The organism is Parabacteroides hominis, from assembly GCF_014287585.1.
GTDB classification, from domain to species: Bacteria; Bacteroidota; Bacteroidia; order Bacteroidales; family Tannerellaceae; genus Parabacteroides; species Parabacteroides hominis.
Window position 1 is genome coordinate 1 of record NZ_JACOOJ010000002.1, and the last position, 17,992, is coordinate 17,992.

The 17,992-nt window shown below is 46.3% G+C and carries 14 protein-coding genes; 4 read left to right on the forward strand and 10 right to left on the reverse strand.

All coding sequences use genetic code 11. From position 1 onward, the window contains the following. Positions 1-829: 829 nt before the first annotated feature. A complete protein-coding gene (locus H8S65_RS01420) occupies positions 830-2,890 on the forward strand; it encodes a tetratricopeptide repeat-containing sensor histidine kinase (RefSeq protein WP_186928184.1) in 2,061 nt (686 codons plus the stop codon). 123 nt (positions 2,891-3,013) lie between these two features. Then, positions 3,014-3,790: a LytR/AlgR family response regulator transcription factor gene (locus H8S65_RS01425; protein ID WP_186928185.1), complete on the forward strand. Its 777-nt coding sequence runs from the start codon at positions 3,014-3,016 to the stop codon at positions 3,788-3,790. Between the two features lie 7 nt (positions 3,791-3,797). Here H8S65_RS01425 and H8S65_RS01430 read toward each other — a convergent pair whose 3' ends face one another. From H8S65_RS01430 to panC, 9 genes are all read right to left on the reverse strand, one after another. Continuing rightward, complete coding sequence (locus tag H8S65_RS01430; protein WP_255489006.1) at positions 3,798-4,946, reverse strand: BACON domain-containing protein; 1,149 nt, start codon at positions 4,944-4,946, stop codon at positions 3,798-3,800. Positions 4,947-4,951: 5 nt separating this feature from the next. Further along, a complete protein-coding gene (locus tag H8S65_RS01435) occupies positions 4,952-6,565 on the reverse strand; it encodes a serine/threonine protein kinase (protein ID WP_186928186.1) in 1,614 nt (537 codons plus the stop codon). A 3-nt stretch (positions 6,566-6,568) separates the two neighbouring features. After that, positions 6,569-7,624, reverse strand: a complete 1,056-nt coding sequence (locus H8S65_RS01440; RefSeq protein ID WP_186928187.1) for a PP2C family protein-serine/threonine phosphatase — start codon at positions 7,622-7,624, stop codon at positions 6,569-6,571. A 21-nt stretch (positions 7,625-7,645) separates the two neighbouring features. Next, entirely contained in the window at positions 7,646-9,301 is a 1,656-nt protein-coding gene (locus H8S65_RS01445) for an FHA domain-containing protein (protein WP_186928188.1), read from the reverse strand. A 34-nt stretch (positions 9,302-9,335) separates the two neighbouring features. After that, positions 9,336-10,628, reverse strand: a complete 1,293-nt coding sequence (locus H8S65_RS01450) for an FHA domain-containing serine/threonine-protein kinase (RefSeq protein WP_186928189.1) — start codon at positions 10,626-10,628, stop codon at positions 9,336-9,338. Positions 10,629-10,644: 16 nt separating this feature from the next. Further along, positions 10,645-11,370 carry an FHA domain-containing protein gene (locus H8S65_RS01455; RefSeq protein WP_186928190.1) on the reverse strand — a complete coding sequence of 242 codons (726 nt, stop codon included), beginning with the start codon at positions 11,368-11,370 and terminating at the stop codon, positions 10,645-10,647. Positions 11,371-11,505: 135 nt separating this feature from the next. Next, entirely contained in the window at positions 11,506-12,828 is a 1,323-nt protein-coding gene (locus H8S65_RS01460; RefSeq protein WP_186928191.1) for an MATE family efflux transporter, read from the reverse strand. A 105-nt stretch (positions 12,829-12,933) separates the two neighbouring features. Continuing rightward, positions 12,934-13,284 (reverse strand): aspartate 1-decarboxylase, encoded by a 351-nt coding sequence (panD, locus tag H8S65_RS01465; protein WP_186928192.1) that lies wholly within the window; start codon positions 13,282-13,284, stop codon positions 12,934-12,936. Positions 13,285-13,440: 156 nt separating this feature from the next. Beyond that, positions 13,441-14,283: a pantoate--beta-alanine ligase gene (gene panC / locus H8S65_RS01470; RefSeq protein WP_186928193.1), complete on the reverse strand. Its 843-nt coding sequence runs from the start codon at positions 14,281-14,283 to the stop codon at positions 13,441-13,443. 99 nt (positions 14,284-14,382) lie between these two features. On the opposite strand from panC, the gene H8S65_RS01475 reads away from it, so the two are divergent. Both H8S65_RS01475 and H8S65_RS01480 read left to right on the forward strand, forming a co-directional pair. Continuing rightward, the gene (locus H8S65_RS01475; RefSeq protein WP_186928194.1) at positions 14,383-15,201 is read left to right on the forward strand and encodes a glycogen/starch synthase; all 819 of its coding nucleotides are present in this window, start codon (positions 14,383-14,385) and stop codon (positions 15,199-15,201) included. Between the two features lie 10 nt (positions 15,202-15,211). Next, positions 15,212-16,588, forward strand: coding sequence for a DUF4270 domain-containing protein (locus tag H8S65_RS01480; protein WP_186928195.1), 1,377 nt, complete (start codon positions 15,212-15,214; stop codon positions 16,586-16,588). An 80-nt stretch (positions 16,589-16,668) separates the two neighbouring features. Here the strand turns inward: H8S65_RS01480 and H8S65_RS01485 are convergent, their stop codons facing one another. After that, complete coding sequence (locus H8S65_RS01485; protein ID WP_186928196.1) at positions 16,669-17,967, reverse strand: glycoside hydrolase family 57 protein; 1,299 nt, start codon at positions 17,965-17,967, stop codon at positions 16,669-16,671. Between the last annotated feature and the right edge of the window lie 25 nt (positions 17,968-17,992).

Sequence of the window (17,992 nt, forward strand, 5' to 3'; positions counted from 1 at the left end):
AACAAGGTATATCATGGAATAGAATACTTGTAAAAAACGCAAGCTCATCAATGAGTAAGGAGCAGCCCCTTGTTAAATTTGCACTTTCTGATTTTTGTTCTGAATTTTCTTGTATCTTTGTAATCTGCACAGCTTAATGATTTTGTCCATATTTTTTGTTTGCACTTATAATATAGACTTTTATTTTTTAAGCTGTGCTCTTTTATTAATCAAATACACTAAAAGCAGCCATACAGCAAATGTGAACAAGACCCTTTCAAATCATCCGCAAGGGTAATATTTTTTAAGAAACAAGATATTTGGCAAGAGCCTGAATATTAACAAAATATGAATATCTGCATTTTTGGAGGGGTTCTTGTATTTTTTATCATATATAAATCTATTACTTTTGGCTTGATCCAAAAGTAACAGGTAAATCAGCATTTAACCACAAACATCCACTTATTAATACAAATAAAAATCTTTACTAAACCCCGAAAATAATTAATATTGTTGTAACATTCTTTTTGTAAACTCCATTAAATAGACTATCTTTACTTCTGTTACCGGGGAGAAATCCGGTACATTGTTATAGGACATTTTATTATCTTCACGTAAAACTGGAAATTTCACAAAATCGATATTTAGATGTTCGTGCCACGCTTATGTACTTTTTACTACTTTATGGAACAGGAACCAAATAAAACGGATGCCGACCGCTTTCAAATGATACAAAATCCGAAAAATAATCCGCTTTTTATTCGATCATATCATTATATCTGTTACATTTGTCATAAAACAAACTTTCGATTTATTTCAATACAATTCGTCATCAAAAAACAGCTTCTATATGAAAAAAGAACACATCTTCTACACCATTGCTATCTTTTTATTTTCCTTTAGCTTATCCTGCAAGAAACAGGAACCAGTGGTAAGAGACATCGAATTACTACCGCAAAACGACACGGTCTATATGCAAGCCCAGGAAGCGATCTATTCCGACCCGCTCTTCGCGCGCCGGATACTGAAAGAGGCGATGGATACGCGGCCCGTAGGGGATAGCATCGATTGGTATATGTTATATACATTATATATTAAGACGTTCCTCACAACCTCCGAACTGGACTCGGTGATCCCGCTTTGCCGCAAGATCGAACAGTTCTGCGCGCGGCAAAAGGAGCTGACACCTCACCACTATTATCTGCTGACCGACGCAAATAATAATATCGGTAATCGCTACAGCATCGCCAGCATGAACGATTCGGCGCTCAAATATTTCAAAAAGGTGCTCGACTACAGCTTGCAGACACACAGCAGCCGGGTGATAGTGACAGCCTATACGAACCTGGCCGATGTCTACGTCCGCAGCGGCTATTACGACCAAGGCGCCTGGTATTACCGCCAGACGCTCTACATCGCCGACTCGATGGAGCTGCCGCAACAGGAACTGATCAACACCTATACCGGCCTGGGACAAACCTATATGGAGCTGCGCGATTTCGAGCTTTCGCACTATTATTACGACCTGGCCTACCGGCTTTTCGACCTGATGGACCTAAACCGCAAATTCGTCTACTTCACCAATCACGGGAATGTCTACTATTTTGAAGAACGATATCCGGAAGCACTCGAACTTTTCAAGAAAGGATACGAGCTGGTCAAGCCTACGCCCGAATACGCATATGCGCAAAATATCTGTATGGTCAACATCGGGGAGATCTACCTGCTGATGGGACAGCTCGATTCCGCCAAGTTCTATCTCGACCCCTGCCTGTCTTACTTTGAAGCCATCCAAAACTCCTCGGCTGTCTATCATGCCCGGACGCAGCTATTCGAACTGGCTCTGAAGAAAGGAAATATCCGGGAGGCGACAAAACTGCTTCACGCAATGACCGATAACCTCTATGCCGAGCCTACCCTCGTCGGAATCCGTAAAAAATATCTGCAACATTATTACGAAGAAACGGGCGATTACCGCAAAGCCTACCAGTATCTCAAGGAAAACTTGCGGATGGATGACTCCATCCGCAACGACCGCATCCGGATGCGTGTGGCGGAAACCGAACTCCGCTACAAACAAGACACGACCTTGATGAAGCAGAGACTTTTCATCCAGAAGCAACAGAGCGACATGCAGTCGTTGGAGTTGAGCGTCTTTATATGGATACTGGTTTGCACGTTGCTGCTCATCGTCGCCATCTTCATCTATTTCTACCAGAAGAAACAACGGGCTTACCAGCTTGCCGAAACGCGCAACAAGATCATCAGCCTGAGGATGGAAAACATCCGCAACCGCGTATCGCCTCATTTTATCTTCAACACGCTCAACCGTGTGATCAGCCATTATGATTCAAACGACAGCAGCTACAAAGAGCTATGCCACCTGATCAAAATCATGCGCCTCAACCTGCGCCTGACAGAAAAACTGTGCATCACGCTTGCCGAAGAGATAGATTTCGTCCGTACCTATCTGGCCCTCGAACAGGAACGATTCGGCTCGTCTCTCGAAACCGACATCCGGATCGACCCGCAAATCGACGCCGACCTGTTCGAACTTCCTTCGATGATGATCCAGATTCCGGTCGAGAATGCCATCAAACACGGCCTCCGGGAGAAAGAGGGCGAAAAACGGCTGTCCATCACCGTCAGCAAACAGAACGGCTGTATCACGATCAGCATAGAAGACAATGGCGCCGGTTTCCGGATGCAAACCGGAAGTCCGGACATGCAAAGCACGGGGACGGGTCTGAAAGTGCTGAACCAGACGATCCAGTTATTGAATGCCGGAAACCCTGTCCCTATCACGATCCTGATCCGGAAAAGCGATCATGGAACGGATGAAAATCCGGGCTGCCTGGTACAATTCACCTTGCCGGATAACTATTCGTATGTTTTGCCGGAAGGAAAGTAATCCGTTTAGCTTCGATTTGCAACCGAATAACCATCCAAAACAGGCAAATATCCACTATTCGGCCTAAAACGTACCGGATAACTATGGAGACAACTATTAAATTTGTGAAAAAAGAAAGTGATTATGAAAAATAGCTATAAGATAGTGATCATCGACGACGACGAACTGGCGGTGGATAATCTGGTCTTCGAATTGAAGTCCTATCAGCAATTTAATATGGAAGGAATCGCCAAAAACGGGGCAATGGGGAAAAAGTTGATTTTCAAAACGATGCCTGACCTGGTATTCCTCGATGTCGAGTTGCCCGATATGCAGGGACCCGAACTGCTGAACCTGATCCGCAACGAGATCACCTGGAATATGCAAGTCGTTTTTTACACGGCTTACAATAAATATATGCTCGACGCGATCCGCGAATCGGCTTTCGACTACTTGTTGAAGCCGATCGACAAAAGCGAATTGTCAAATATGATGAAACGTTTCGTCGAGAAGGTGGAGGAGCAGCAGCAGTTGCAAACGGTTCCTTTTCATATCCTGCTAAGGAGCCTTTCCCCACTGGAGCAGACGATCATCATCCCGTCGCCGACAAACGACCTGCAGTTTCTCAGGCCCGAAAACGTGGGCTTTTTCAAATATAATTCAGACAGAAAACAATGGGAGGCATACCTGAACAATACGGCGGCCCCCATCGCCATCCGTAAAAACATAGCGGCGGATCAGATATTAGCAAGTTCTCCCTCGTTCATACAGATTCATCAATCCTATATCATCAACATCAATTACCTGATTATGATCAAGGATAAGAAATGCGTGTTCTATCCGCCGTTCGACAATGTCCGCGACCTGCAGATCTCCAAACTGTATCTGAAGAAGCTGCAGGAAAAGTTTCTGATGTTGTAGGAAAACGTCAATCTTCTTTTGGCGTAAACAAAACCGCCCGCTGGTAGAGAGACATCACATTTTTCTTTTTGCCAAGAATCGGTTGGAAGGTCGTGTATTTCGAACCTTTTGCCAACTGGATGACCGTTATCGAAATAAGCCTGCGTCCTTTCTTCACGAAGATCGTGCCAACACGGTCTTCTTTCATTTTATTGGACAGGCATTTCAGAGACAAAGAGGCGTTTCCTTCGCGGGTTGCCGCGCACCAGTTCGGATAAGAATAGATTTCCCAAGGCGTCTCATTTTGGCTAACCGTATATTCGACGGGCAAATCCACCGTTCCGCCTTTCGGAATAAAGACGAGCGTATCGTTTCCATTCGGGGTGAAAATCTTGAAATTATCCATTTCTTGCATCAAATGAATTTCGGCATGGCGCGAACCGGCTCCGATACGGATCGTCCCCGTACGTCTTGCCGCCCCTTCGTTGATGGAAGGTTCGATGTACAGGTGCAGGCTGTCTTTACGCCAAGAACACCAGGGGGCATCATTGCTCTCAACCGCCCAATCGCAGTTCGAAGTTATTTCGATCGCTTTCTCCGTATCGTCGGCCAGGAAAAAGAGATCGGATTCACTCAACGTCAACTTCTCTTCCGCTCCTGCCTGCACGATCTTGACGAGTTGTTTCCTGCCCGACCATTTCAAAGTGATGGTTTGCGAGCGGCGCACGGTCGTCTGATTCGGATTGACAACGACTTTCAATCCTTCTTTCTCCTTGGTGGCCGTACACCAGTCGTGGACATCGGAGAAACTCCAGCTTCTTTTCGTTTTCACCGGGATGACTTGTTCGCCTCCCGCTGCCGTGAACTCATAACTTTCTTCGGCTGCCACCTTAGCGGTTTGTTGCGTGAAATAGTTCAAGACCTGATTGCAGGCGGCGATCTGCTCGTCGCAATTCTGCACGCCTTGCTGGTCGCGGTTCACCTTATAGCATCTCTTTGCCGATTCGAATTTGCGGGCCGCCTCTTTGACGGATGCCTCCGTCCGCTTCTTTAACAAGGCCAATCCGCTCTCGTACGTCCCGTTGCAATCCTGCGAAAAAGCAGATGCGACAAAAAGGAACAGTGACAAAAGGCTGCAAAAGCCTTTCACGTAAAATTTGCTTATCGTTGTTTTCATCTTCTTCAATTATTAGTTTGACTGGCGATAGAGTCCTGAACGGCTTCCTTGCGGGCACGGAAATCTTTCAGGATGGCCGATTCGGGTTTGACGCCGGATGCCCTTTGATAAAAGATTTCGGCCATGTCATAATCCTGGGTTTGTTCCGCCTCTGCCGCCATAGATACGAATAAATTATAAATCTCTTCAATTTTTTTCTGCACGCTGTCCTTCCGGGCGGAAACACCTGCCACACCGGGGAACTCGATCCGGTACTCATCTTCCAACCTTAAAGCGGCGTCATAACGCCCGACTGCCCCCAAATAGAACTGCTCGTAATCTCCTCCCTGGCTTTTATTGCCAAGGTCGGTCAGGCTGTCACCGGCATGGATATATTGGAGGTATTCGTTATAGCGGGCTTCGATTTCCATTGCTTTCGCCTCAGCCTCCTCCTCTTTTTGTTTCTGTTCCAAGCTATGAAAAACGAAAAACAGGATTCCGGCGAGGGCGATCACAGGGAGGCCCCATTTCAGTATCCTGGGGAGTAAACTATTCTGAAGAGCTTTGTTTGCTATATTATCTATTTCGGGGTCATGTGTTTCGATCTTTTCGATTTCCGGCTCTTTCGTTTCTTCCGGGCTTTTCTCCTCTTTCAGTTCCTGCGGATCTTCCGGCGTCTGCACTTCTTCCTGCCGTCCCTCAGGCGTCGGTTCCTGATTTTCGGGAATGATCTTTTCCGGTACAGGCTCCAAAGGAGTTTCCTGTACTTTTTCTTCTATTACGGGAGACAATTTTTCAGCCCGCTTACCTGGCAGGACCGGGACTTCACCGTTCAGGTATTGCTCGCAATACATCCGTATTTCGGTTGCGGAAGGGCGTTCCCAAGTGTCTTTCCGCAGACATAAATCGACAATGGCCTTCAATTCGGCTGACCATTCCCCTTCCAGCACCGGAATCTCTGCGCCATGCTGCAACAGCAAGCCGCCGTGCTCGCCGAAAGGGACCATGCCTGTGAGCAGTTCGTAAAGCGTCGCTCCCAAAGAGAAAACATCGCTCGCTTTGATCGGCAGTGGATATTTACTGAAACGCTCCGGTCCCATATAGGCCAATGTACCGACGGAACCTTCTGTTTTCATAATACTTTTACGCAACGTATTCCGCGCTTTTATGCTGATACCGAAATCGGTCAGCAGGTAACGCCCGGATATATCGATCAGTATATTGTCCGGCTTAATGTCCTGATGAATGACAGGCGGCTCCTGTTCATGCAAATATTCCAGCCCGCTCGCAATATCCCGCAGGAAAAGCCATGCCTCCTTCTCGCTCATCCGCCCAATCAGATTGGCTGCGGAGCCTTGCCTGCAATAGGGCAAAACCAGATAAGGCATCCGCTCGAAGGTATCGTAATAGGTCGGCTTAAGCAAATTGCTATGATTCAAATTGAAAACAAGGGAAAACTCGGTTGAAAACAGTTGTACGCCGTGTTCATCCATGCCTCCTCCCGGAGCGTAGACTTTTAAAGCGACTTTCAGGGAAGTCAGGGTGTCGTCAGCCAACCAGACTTCCGAAAATCCGCCACGTCCCAGGAGCCGTTCCAATCTATAGCGGTTTGCAAATAGTATATTTTCTTCTAACTGCATAGTTTATTTGACTGTTTGTTCATACCAATGAATAATCTTATTTTTCCAGGGTTGCCCGTTTCCTTCTGCCGAAAGCAACCAGGCCAGGCAGGATAAAAGAAGGATGAAAAAGATGCCGGTCGTCCACAAAACGAGTTTCCGAACCGGCTTTTTGCGCTCTTTTTCCGTAAACGTCGAGACGGTTTGCTGCATCTCCGGCATAGGCGTCTTGTTTTCTTCCGGGGCGACCTGGCAAAGGACGACCGTCACGTTATCATGGCCTCCCAAGTCCAGTGCGCCTTGGATGAGCGATTTCGTACACATATCGATATCGTCCGAAGTCTCTTGCATGACAGCCTCGATCTCCTCGTCCCGAAGCATCGAGTTAAGCCCGTCCGTACAAAGCAACAGTATCTCTCCTTCCTGCAAAGGTAAACGGATAAAATCGGGATTTGCCGCTTTCCGGGGATTGCCCAGGCTGCGGGTTATGATGTTGCTGTCAGGATGGTCAAAGGCATATTCAGGAAGAAGGCGGCCACTGTCGACCAACTCCTGTACATAGGAATGGTCTTTTGTCACCTGCGCAAGGCCGGAAACCGGGTTGAACAGATAGGCACGGCTGTCGCCACACCAAACGATGTTGGCAAATCCTTCAAACAGCCAGGCCGCGACAAGGGTTGTGCCCATCGACTTGACTCCTTCTTCTTCTTTACTCCTTTTTTTGATCGCATTGTCGGCGGCTACCACGGCTTCGTGCATATATTTGCGGATCGCAGAATCGTCTTTCGCAATCTCGTCCGTTATCTTATCGGCCGAAAAGAATTCTTTCACCGTATCGACGGCTATCCTGGAGGCTATTTCGCCGGCGTCCAGTCCTCCCATACCGTCTGCGACAACCAGCATCGCCCCTTTATCGCCTAACGTAAAAAGAGTATGGCAGTCGCGGGGAAGCAACCACTCCCCCGCGGCAAGATCCGTACTCACGACAAAATTATCCTCGTTATTCGTACGGACACATCCTACATTCGTCTGCGCCCCTAACTTAAACTTAAAAGGACTATTACTATTCGTTTCTCCCATAGACTACTCTTTCACTTTTCATTACCGGACGGCTGAAATCGGGACGACCACACCCCGCTGTCCTTCGGCCATAGAAGAAATCAGTCCGACCACTTCATATTCTCCGGTTTCCGAAACGGCGAAAACAGGTGCGCCGGAACCGCCTACTTCAAAACTTGTATTCGTCGTCATGATATCGCCACGATCCAATCCGCTGTTAGCCGTTACGCCACTGCCGTAAACCGGTCCGGAAGCCGAATTGATGCCTACTTCTGCCGGGAATCCTAAAATGGTCAGAGGAATGCCCCGGCCCAATGAGGTCGATTTCGAGGGATCGAATTTCAAACCGCCTTTCTTGGCTGTCTGGAAATAAGCCCAGTCTTTTCCTCCGTTCGACGGTGCAATACGCAGGCGGGCGCCCTTGACAAGACCACCTAACGGTCCTCGAAGAACCGTATAGTTATCGGCGCTGCGGTCACAGGTGAACTGGTCGCTCGTAAAGGTCAACGCGTCTCCGCTTGAGGAATAGGCCGTAAAATAAGCGACCACTTTTTCCAGATTGCAGACAGCTTTGTTCAACGGGCGCATATCTTCGTCCATCAGATTGCCATTTACCTGGAAATACCATCTTTCAATGATGCGGCGGGACGTAACAAAACGTCCGTCACTCAACAAGAAGCCGGTTCCCGCCCAGCGACGGATGATATTGATTACTTCCGTCTTGCCTTTTTTATTCGTATGTTCCACTTTATCGAGCTGGATATAATAGATGTAAGGGAAGCAACTCTCGTATGAAGTCATGCCACCTGCCGCCGGGGCAACAGAGGCAGAAGCAGGAGCCGCGACCGGTTCGCTGACGGCAGCCGCTTGCCTGGCCGATTCGTTTTCCGCTTTTTCTTCACGAACCGTTTTTAAATCACTTTTCAGTCCTACCAATTCATTACGGAGCTGGCTTATTCCCTGCGAAGTGCTGGTTTGGCTCGCCTGACTGGCTTGTATAGCGGCCTGGGCTGCATTCTGGGCCTGGGTAGAAACGGCGGCGAGCTGTTTTTGGGCTTCCACGCCGGCACTATCCTGCCGGGCACTTACGGATGCGATACTTCCTGCCAGCATTTCATTTGTTTTCTGGGCCTGCTGTTGGTTCAGAATGCTCCAGGCGATAAAGCCGCCGATCACCAGCAGGAAAACGACAGACATCCAAACCATCATCTGCTTATAGGGTTTCAATGCCTGCTGGCGGAACAGACTGAACCGTTCCGTAAAGTTTATATTCTTGATCATGCTCCTGTCGCCCTGAGGAACGATAAATCCCATACGCGGGCCATTAGAGGAAAGTTGAATCTCATCTCCGTTTTGCAGATACCATTCATCCGTCACCGGACGGCCATTCAAAAGCGTTGTATTGACTTTGGACAAATGAACCAGTTTCCAACCTGCCCCATCCCGGACAATTGCAGCATGGCGACGGCTCACCGAAGTGAACGAATCGTCAAAACGGACCTGGCAACGCGGATCGCGCCCCATTTCTACTTGATCGACAATGATCTTTTGTGTTTCACCGGCACGATGATATTTAGAAGACATGCGATGCTCCAATACGTAATATTGCTTATGCGCACCTCCCATCAGTGCACCCATTCCTGCGCCAACCGATCCGGAAAAGGACCGTCTGTATGGCTCTGTTTGTCTTTGTACCATAGGTCTATACTATTTTTTCATTAATAAATCAGAATTAATAATCTTCAATCCGAAAGGTGACATCACCGATCGTTATGATATCTCCGGGATGAAGTTCGCTTCCTTCCGATGTGACCGGAGTAGAGTTTATATAAGTTCCATTCACCGACTCTTTCCAATATCCCATCCGTCCCTTCTCTGCGATCCATTGCCCGTCGCGGATAAACCAACGGTTCGTCCTGCCGTCTGTTTCGATCGTACAATGCCGGCGTGAGATATAGGGACTTTCGTTCTCCGGAATACACACGACATTCGAGTCTTCCCTTCCTATCGTGACCAGCCTTTTCCGATCTCTGAACAAACGGCTCAAATCGTAGACTTTCCCATGTTCCAATCCTTGCATGACCCGCATGGATAGTCCTTTCTTCCCTGGTTCCGGCATCCGCCCGGCCGGTAACGGGACATGCGATACAAATTGTCCCTGGGGCATTCGCTCAAGCACGGCAGCAGCCGATTGCAAACGTTGCTTGAAATCCGGGATCAGGCAACCTTCTATCACCCGCTGCCAGACAGTCCCTTTCCCGGTCTGTTCAAGCAGCCGCCTGTCCCAATCGCCATTCTTCCCGTTTCGCTGATAGACAACCAAGTCGTTGTGATCATTCAGTTCGCCGAAAGGCAGTTTACCGGTCAGCAATTGGTACATCATCACGCCAAAGGAAAAGATATCGGTTGTCGGCAGAACTGTCGCGTCTCCCCGCAAGCGGTTTACCTGCTCCGGGGGCATATAAGCATAAGTACCGAATATCTGCTGGGGCCGCCCTAAAATATTCCGTTCCGTCATCCGCTTATTCCGGTCGCCACTGATCCCGAAATCGGTCAGAGCGGCTGTTCCATCCTCCTTGATCAGTACGTTTTCCGGTTTAAGATCCCGGTGCACCTTGCCGCTTTTGTGCAAATCGTTCAGCCCGTAAAGAATCTCCCGCCCGACTTTGACCAGGTCGACAGGATAACGGTCCATATATTGGGTAAGGTTCCCTTTCGGGCAATAGTCCATAACGATAAAGGGATTTCCACACTCCAGCCCGTGGGCAACGGAATGTACCAGGAACCGGCTTTTGATCAATCCGGTTTCAAACTCCATGACAAAACGATCCATCAGAGGCTTGCGAAGTTCAGGAACTATTTCCCATAATTTCAACAGCTTCAACGCATACACCTGCGAACTGGCTCCCGTCACTTTGAACACTTTCCCGAAAGAACCTTCCCCCAAAACAAGGTCTACCCGATAGAGTCCGCCGATATATTGGCCAACCGTAAAATCACACCTGTTAACGACAACTCCGGACATGGCTTTTCATTTGAGGTTATTCGTCAAACTCAAATCTCCTGTTTCCCAGTACGATAATATCTCCGGGCTTTAGCTCTATTTTCTCGGTTGTATATACGAATGTAGTTTTTTGTTCGCTCCTGTCCTGAAGATACCATTTCTTGTTCTCGTAGGTCAGGATCGCCTGTTCTTTGGAAGTAATCGTCATATTGCCTTCATCCGTATTATCACGGTTCAGAATGATCTCCTCGCCTGAAAACACAAGGGGAGAAGCCGGGGTTTCCTCGTTCGTGTTAGGAATCATGGAAAGACGGCAACTACACACCGGAGCCTGCATTTCCCACGGTGTAATCGTTTTCCTTCCATAACCGGACCGGGGTTGGCTCGCCGGTTCCTTCTTCTGCAATTCAAAACCGCAATGCGAGCAATAGAAAGCATCCCTCCGATTTTCATGGTTGCACTTGGGACAATTCTGAGGACGGAAATCTGCTTCTGCCGAAGCCTGCCGGGGATGACTGCAATTAGGACATTCCGACATACCGGGCAAAAGGGGATAACCGCATTCCGGACAGTTTTCACTCTCGCCCTGCTCGCAGACTGTAGGTCTTCCGACATTTATCCCTATACTTTCATTCACTGTACGCCGTGCGTAAACATCCGTCACAGCATGTTCGCGCATGGCATAATTTGATAACGGAGAATTACACTTCTCACAATTTGACCTGTCACCGGAATTCTCCCAACCGCAATTAGTACACCTCATAATTCGCCTTTTTTATATATACAAAAAAACAAATTCAAGGCATTATGCAAAAACAGCAACAGCCGCGAACGGGACTATCCGGTCGTTTTATCAATCTATCAGGTCAAAACAAACTACTATCCAGACAAAACAAAGTCAGATTTTCTTATTTTGCCAGGATGCTTTCTTCAAATAAATAATACTTGCGACCAATAAACCGGTATAATACACCACCTCTGTCATGAAACAGATAGCAACCGGCATGTGCAGGCGCATTCCGACTACATATATAAATAATGTATAGAAAACAAGGGTAACCAACTCCATCACAAAAGCCGAACGGGTATTTCCCGTGCCCGTCACCCCGTTGAACACGATATTGGCAACCGCCCCGATCAGCAGGGCGCCGGAAATCACATAAAGGGAAGGGATAGAGGCTTGTATCAAAGTCACATCATTGGTATAAACCGATAATATCGTAGAAGGAATCAGACAAGTGACAGACACAAAAACAGCCATGATCCCCAACGATATCCAGGTTATATGACGGATGATCGGGATAACCTGATCCTTATGCCCCGCCCCGATGCTGTTACTTACAAACGTATTCGTTGCCGTCGACAAAGAATTGACGGGGATCAATAAAACGATGTAAACGCTCCGGACGATATTCGCAACCGCCAGTTCCCGCTGTCCCAAATGTTCCACTGCCACAAATAGCATAAAGTAAGTGCTGAGCGAAATAAAATATTGCAACATCGTAAATATCGAGATGTCCAACACGCGCCTCAGCAGTTTGACATCGAACGACCGGAACTGGTTCAGTGCGTACTTCTTGATATCTACCGTCATCCGGATATAGACCATATAAAACACGATAGACACCGCCTCCGCCATCACCGAAGCGATAGCCGCCCCTTTTATTCCCAATTCCGGGAAACCGCAGTTACCGAATATCAGCAGATAATCCAGCAACACATTCGTCAACGCCATCACAATTGCATTCAACGTCAGCACCTTCGTACGCGTAATACCGATAAATAACGCACGGAACATTACATTCACAAAAGAGAAAAAGAACCCGAACACACGCCAGTCCAGGAACTCTTCCGTGGCGTTCAGAATCGTATCGGAAGAAATCAGCACCCGCATAATATCCCCGGCAAACAGGCGGGACAAAGTGAACATGACGACAGCTAACATAAGCAGGAAAAAGACACCTTGTATCATCACCGGCCCGACTTCCTTGTAATTCCGCTCCCCGTTACGGCGTGCCATGATGATCTGCGATCCGGTACTAAAACCGAAAGCGATCGTAAAGGCACATATATAATACAAGCCTCCCATTGCCGAAGCGCCTAACTCAACTTCACCGACCCGGCCCAAGAACGCGGTGTCCGTTACATTAATGACATTCTGTGCCAGAAGGCTCAAAAAGATTGGATAACTAACATTCCAAATTTGCTTGTTTGTGTACATATACTATTATTTACGAAGGAAATCCATACTCATAAAAAAAGCCCGCCACATCAGGCGAGCTTCTTCTTTATATGCTATCGCATTTATTTTTCAGCTACCGATGCTTCATATCAGTTTGTTGGTTACCGTATCAGGAAACACAACCGACGGCTTAAAAGTTTTCGCCTCCTCAAAATCCATTAAGGCATACGACATAATAATGATGATATCGCCAGGTTGCGCCTTGCGTGCAGCAGCTCCGTTCAGGCAAACCACTCCCGAACCACGTTCACCTTTAATAATATACGTCTCAAAACGTTCACCGTTATTATTATTTACAATAGCGACCTTTTCGTTAGCAATCAGGTTGGCGGCATCCAGCAAGTCCTCGTCGACAGTGATACTCCCGATATAATTCAGATTGGCTTCCGTTACCGTCACCCGGTGAATCTTTGATTTAACTACTTCTATTAGCATACGATATGAATTAGATATTTAAATTTCTTTTGTTTCATGCCTATGGAACTTTTGTTTCATGCCTATGGAACTTTTGTTTCATGCCTATGGAACTTTTGTTTCATGCCTATGGAACTTTTGTTTCATGCCTATGGAACAAAACAATTCATCTATCTTTTAATTGTATTTGATATTATCTATCAGACGAACCTCCCCGCAATAGACGGTAATACATCCTACCGGATAAGTCGTATCGGACCAGTTCTTGATGGACTCCATCGTATTGCCATCCACAATCTCATAGTATTCCACACGCATGACAGGATCGGCGTTTATCGTATTGATTACATAGTCGATCACCTCCTGCACACTCTTTTCGGGCGCAAAGTTAGCACTTTCTTTTAACGTACGAGCTATTAACGGAGCTTTTTGACGTTGTTCGGGTGTCAGACGCACATTACGGCTACTCAATGCCAGACCATCTGCCTCGCGCAAAATCGGACAGGCGTTGATCTTCACCGGTATATCCAGTTGCTTCACCATAGCGCGGATCACAGCGATCTGCTGGAAATCTTTTTCCCCGAAATAGGCGTTATCCGGTTCGACCACATGAAAAAGCTTGCTCACGATCTGAGCGACCCCGTTGAAATGTCCGGGACGGCGTGCCCCTTCCATTACTGCCGAGACAGTACCGAAATCGAATGTACGGGTATCAGGCTCCGGATACATTTCTTCTGCCGACGGAGCAAATACATAATCACAACCGGCCGGCTCCAACAAAGCACAGTCTTTATCCAACGTGCGAGGATAGGTTTCAAGGTCATGCTTGTCGTTAAACTGGGTCGGATTGACAAAAACACTGACTACACACACGTCGTTTCCGTCCACACAACGCTTAACCAGGCTCAAGTGTCCGTCGTGCAATGCTCCCATCGTGGGAACAAAGCCAATTTGTTTGTTATTACGCTTTTCTTCAGCGAGATAACTCTTCAATTCTTTAATGCTGTTTACTATTTTCATCCTTTAGATGCTTATTGACGGTGCAAAGCAAATAAATAATTGCGGTAAATGAAAGAATTTTTGTATCTTTGTAGCGTCTTTATAAAACTAATTTACAGAATGGATGCAAAGAGAATCTTGTTTATAGCCCAAGAAATAACACCCTACCTTCCCGAATCAGAGATTGCAACGATATGCAGAAACCTGCCGCAAGGCATACAGGAGCGCGGTCGTGAAATTAGGACTTTCATGCCCAAGTTCGGCAGCATTAACGAGCGCCGTAACCAGTTGCACGAAGTAATCCGGCTTTCGGGCATGAATCTCATCATTGATGATACCGATCACCCGCTGATCATTAAGGTAGCATCCATTCAGGCAGCCCGCATGCAGGTATACTTCATTGACAATGAAGATTTCTTCCAAAGAAAGCATACTATTAGCGATGATGATGGAAACGAATACGAAGATAACGACGACCGTTCGATCTTCTACGTTCGTGGTGTATTGGAAACAGTGAAAAAGCTCCGTTGGATACCGGACGTCATTCACTGTCATGGTTGGATGTCAGCGCTAACAGCCCTGTACATCAAACGTATGTATGCCGACGATCCTTGCCTCAAGGATGCAAAGATCGTATACTCTATTTATAACGATGACTTCAAAACACCGTTCAGAAAAGAATTTGCAAGCAAGTTAAAGATGGATGGAGCCAAAGACAGCGACCTGAAAGGTATCAAAGCAGATACAAGCTTCACCGGGCTGACCAAACTCGCTATCGATTTCGCAGACGGTGTGATACAGGGTAGTGAAACGATCAATCAGGAAGTGTTGGATTATATTGCCACTAAAAAGCACACTCCATTCCTGCCTTACCAGTCGCCGGACGTTTATATGGATAAATTCAATGAATTCTACGATGTCGTATTAGGCACAAAATAAATTTAGAGAAATGAAAATCAAGCTTTTTGTACTTGGCCTGAGTCTCGGGATCTCTATCCTGAGCGGGTGTAATGATGATTTGACGCAGGTAGGAACAGGTATTCAACCGGAGAATGACAGACCGTTAGTATATGCGGACACATTCTACATGAAAGCAAAAACATTACTGACAGATTCTGTCTATGCCCGGACAATTTACGGTTCATTAGGGGAAATATACGATCCTCTGTATGGAAATCTGAAGTCTGATTTTATGTGCCAGTTCTATTGCCCGGAAAATTACCGGTTCAGCAAGACCCCGCTTAATGAGAAAATCGATTCGGTAGAATTTAAAATATATTACAGTCGAAGTTGGACGGGAGACTCTTTAACTCCGATGCGGGCACAGTTATATGAAGTAACGACCCCGCTTACAAGAGATTTTTATACGAACATCGATCCGACACAATATTGCAACATGCAAAAATCGTTGGGAATGCAGACGTACACGGCACGTGATTTGAGTGTCTCGGATTCGCTTTGGAATGATAAAAACACCAACGGCGCGCTGACTTATCAGCCGAGAATCACCATCCGCATGCCTCAGGAAGTAGGACAACGCTTCTATGACGCGACAGTCAAGACCCCGGAAGTATTTACCGACCAGAATACATTCAATGAGTTCTTTCCCGGTGTTTATGTTACAAATACATACGGAACAGGAAACATCCTGAACATCGAAAGTACCCAAATGACTATTTACTATAAGTATATGACAAAAGGGTATACGGGACAAGACTCGATCGGAAAATGGAACGAGACTTTCAGTGCGACATCCGAAGTCATCCAGTTAAATAGATTCAAGAACACAGACATGAGTCATTTATTGGAACCCAACGACAGCATTGCTTATTTAAAGAGTCCGGCAGGCGTCTATACCGAGTTGACAATCCCTGCACAGGATATTGCTCCGATCATCAAAGGACGCATTGTCAGCAATGTGCCGCTTTCGCTGAAAGCACTTCCGCAAGAAGAATGGAAATACGCATTTACCGCTCCGAATTATGTCTTGATACTTCCGAAAGATTCGGTGGATACATTCTTCAAAAGCAACAGTGTGGAAAATAGTGTGACTTCTTATCTCGGAACTTATTCTGCATCAACCCGGACTTATTCATTCGGCAACATAGCGAAACTGCTCAAAACCCATATAGAAAATTCACCTGATGAAGACTTGGTGATCAGTGTCGTACCAGTAGAACGCAGAGTTGGAGAAACTTACAATTATTCTTATCAAAAAATCGAATATACTGTCGCTATTGAAAACTACTTGAAACCTTCGGGTGTAAAACTGCGTATCGATAAAGACGCAATGGAAATGCGTATCGTTACAATTGAATACAGATAGACGGATTAACAATTATCAGATATAAAAAATCGGGGCTCCCTTTTAGGAAGTCCCGATTTTTTATATTACATACTACTTATCTATTCAGCAGTTTTCTTTGCCGCCTTTTTCTTATACTTGTCAAGCTCTTTCTGTAGATCTTCGATCTCTTCTCCCTGGTTCTTGATAGTTGTCAAAAGGGAGTTCAACTCTTCGTTTTCTATTGTTTCCGGGAATTCGGCATTTACACGAACGATAAAGTCAGACAACACATTCATATAGTTATTGAAAGCGTCATACGGATTATCGTAAGGACTGAAGCCTGCACCAATATGCTTAGTACTCATATAATAGAAATGGTCACTGCTCTGCAGATAATACCAGTCTTGACGGATACGGCGCGTCTGTGACAAACGTACGCGTTCACCGATCTCATTCAGCTTACGGAAGGCTTCCTGCTGCAAAACATTACCCAACCAGGAACTGCAATCTCTTTCTTCATCAACCCATGACATTGGAAAAGGAACAGAAATACAGTCAACCGGTTTCATCAGTGCAAGCACTTCCGACGGAGTAGAGAAGCTGATGCCTTTCTCGGCAGCAAAGCGAGGCAATGCTTTGAAGAATTCAAAAATTCCAGTCTCTGCCGGATGCAAAGAACCCAATACTTCATAGTTCATAAACAGATTGATGATCTGTTCGGAGTCAGGAGTAGCCGCAATCCATGACATATACTTATCAGCAGTCAACGGATATTCGTTCCAGCTATAATTACTGAAGCGATCGGACAAATCTTCACTGAAGCGGTCATTCTTCAACAGCAACTTCAACTTCGGTTCCGTGCAGGAAGAATATACATAGTTCGGACTTTTCCATCCTAAGATATGTTTAGCCCCTTCTGTCAGCATACCTTTATAGCCCATGCTGTAAACCATTTCCGAGATCTCATCCGAATAAATCAATTCCGTATTACGGAACACTTTCGGTTTCACGCCGAACAAACTCTTGATTTTATCTTCCTGCTTCTCTACCTGGTGCTTGAACTCGGCCGGATCACCCAATGAAGACAAAGAGTGAGCATAGGTTTCCGACAGGAATTCCACATTACCGGTTGCAGCCAGTTCTTTAAAACTATCGATCACTTCAGGAGTATAAATCTCCATCTGTTCCAAAGCCATTCCCGAAATGGAGAAAGCGACTTTAAATTTGCCGCCACTTGTCTTAATCATTTCCATGATAGCCTTGTTTGCAGGCAAATAACAGCGTTCAGCTATACGACGGATAATTTCCTCATTCTGGAAATCATCATAATAATAGTGATCGTTGCCGATGTCGAAGAAACGGTATCTTTTAAGACGGAACGGCTGATGTATCTGAAAATAAAAGCAGATCGTTTTCATAATATATTGTTTTTTATTTTTGTCT

What these genes read in the sequence shown, in the direction of transcription:
- H8S65_RS01450 (WP_186928189.1), bottom strand. Translation starts at nt 10,628, where the DNA reads ATGTCCGGAGTTGTCGTTAACAGGTGTGATTTTACGGTTGGCCAATAT.
- H8S65_RS01475 (WP_186928194.1), top strand. Translation starts at nt 14,383, where the DNA reads ATGGATGCAAAGAGAATCTTGTTTATAGCCCAAGAAATAACACCCTAC.
- H8S65_RS01445 (WP_186928188.1), bottom strand. Translation starts at nt 9,301, where the DNA reads ATGGTACAAAGACAAACAGAGCCATACAGACGGTCCTTTTCCGGATCG.
- H8S65_RS01425 (WP_186928185.1), top strand. Translation starts at nt 3,014, where the DNA reads ATGAAAAATAGCTATAAGATAGTGATCATCGACGACGACGAACTGGCG.
- H8S65_RS01455 (WP_186928190.1), bottom strand. Translation starts at nt 11,370, where the DNA reads ATGAGGTGTACTAATTGCGGTTGGGAGAATTCCGGTGACAGGTCAAAT.
- panD (WP_186928192.1), bottom strand. Translation starts at nt 13,284, where the DNA reads ATGCTAATAGAAGTAGTTAAATCAAAGATTCACCGGGTGACGGTAACG.
- H8S65_RS01485 (WP_186928196.1), bottom strand. Translation starts at nt 17,967, where the DNA reads ATGAAAACGATCTGCTTTTATTTTCAGATACATCAGCCGTTCCGTCTT.
- H8S65_RS01435 (WP_186928186.1), bottom strand. Translation starts at nt 6,565, where the DNA reads ATGCAGTTAGAAGAAAATATACTATTTGCAAACCGCTATAGATTGGAA.
- H8S65_RS01430 (WP_255489006.1), bottom strand. Translation starts at nt 4,946, where the DNA reads ATGAAAACAACGATAAGCAAATTTTACGTGAAAGGCTTTTGCAGCCTT.
- panC (WP_186928193.1), bottom strand. Translation starts at nt 14,283, where the DNA reads ATGAAAATAGTAAACAGCATTAAAGAATTGAAGAGTTATCTCGCTGAA.
- H8S65_RS01420 (WP_186928184.1), top strand. Translation starts at nt 830, where the DNA reads ATGAAAAAAGAACACATCTTCTACACCATTGCTATCTTTTTATTTTCC.
- H8S65_RS01460 (WP_186928191.1), bottom strand. Translation starts at nt 12,828, where the DNA reads ATGTACACAAACAAGCAAATTTGGAATGTTAGTTATCCAATCTTTTTG.
- H8S65_RS01440 (WP_186928187.1), bottom strand. Translation starts at nt 7,624, where the DNA reads ATGGGAGAAACGAATAGTAATAGTCCTTTTAAGTTTAAGTTAGGGGCG.
- H8S65_RS01480 (WP_186928195.1), top strand. Translation starts at nt 15,212, where the DNA reads ATGAAAATCAAGCTTTTTGTACTTGGCCTGAGTCTCGGGATCTCTATC.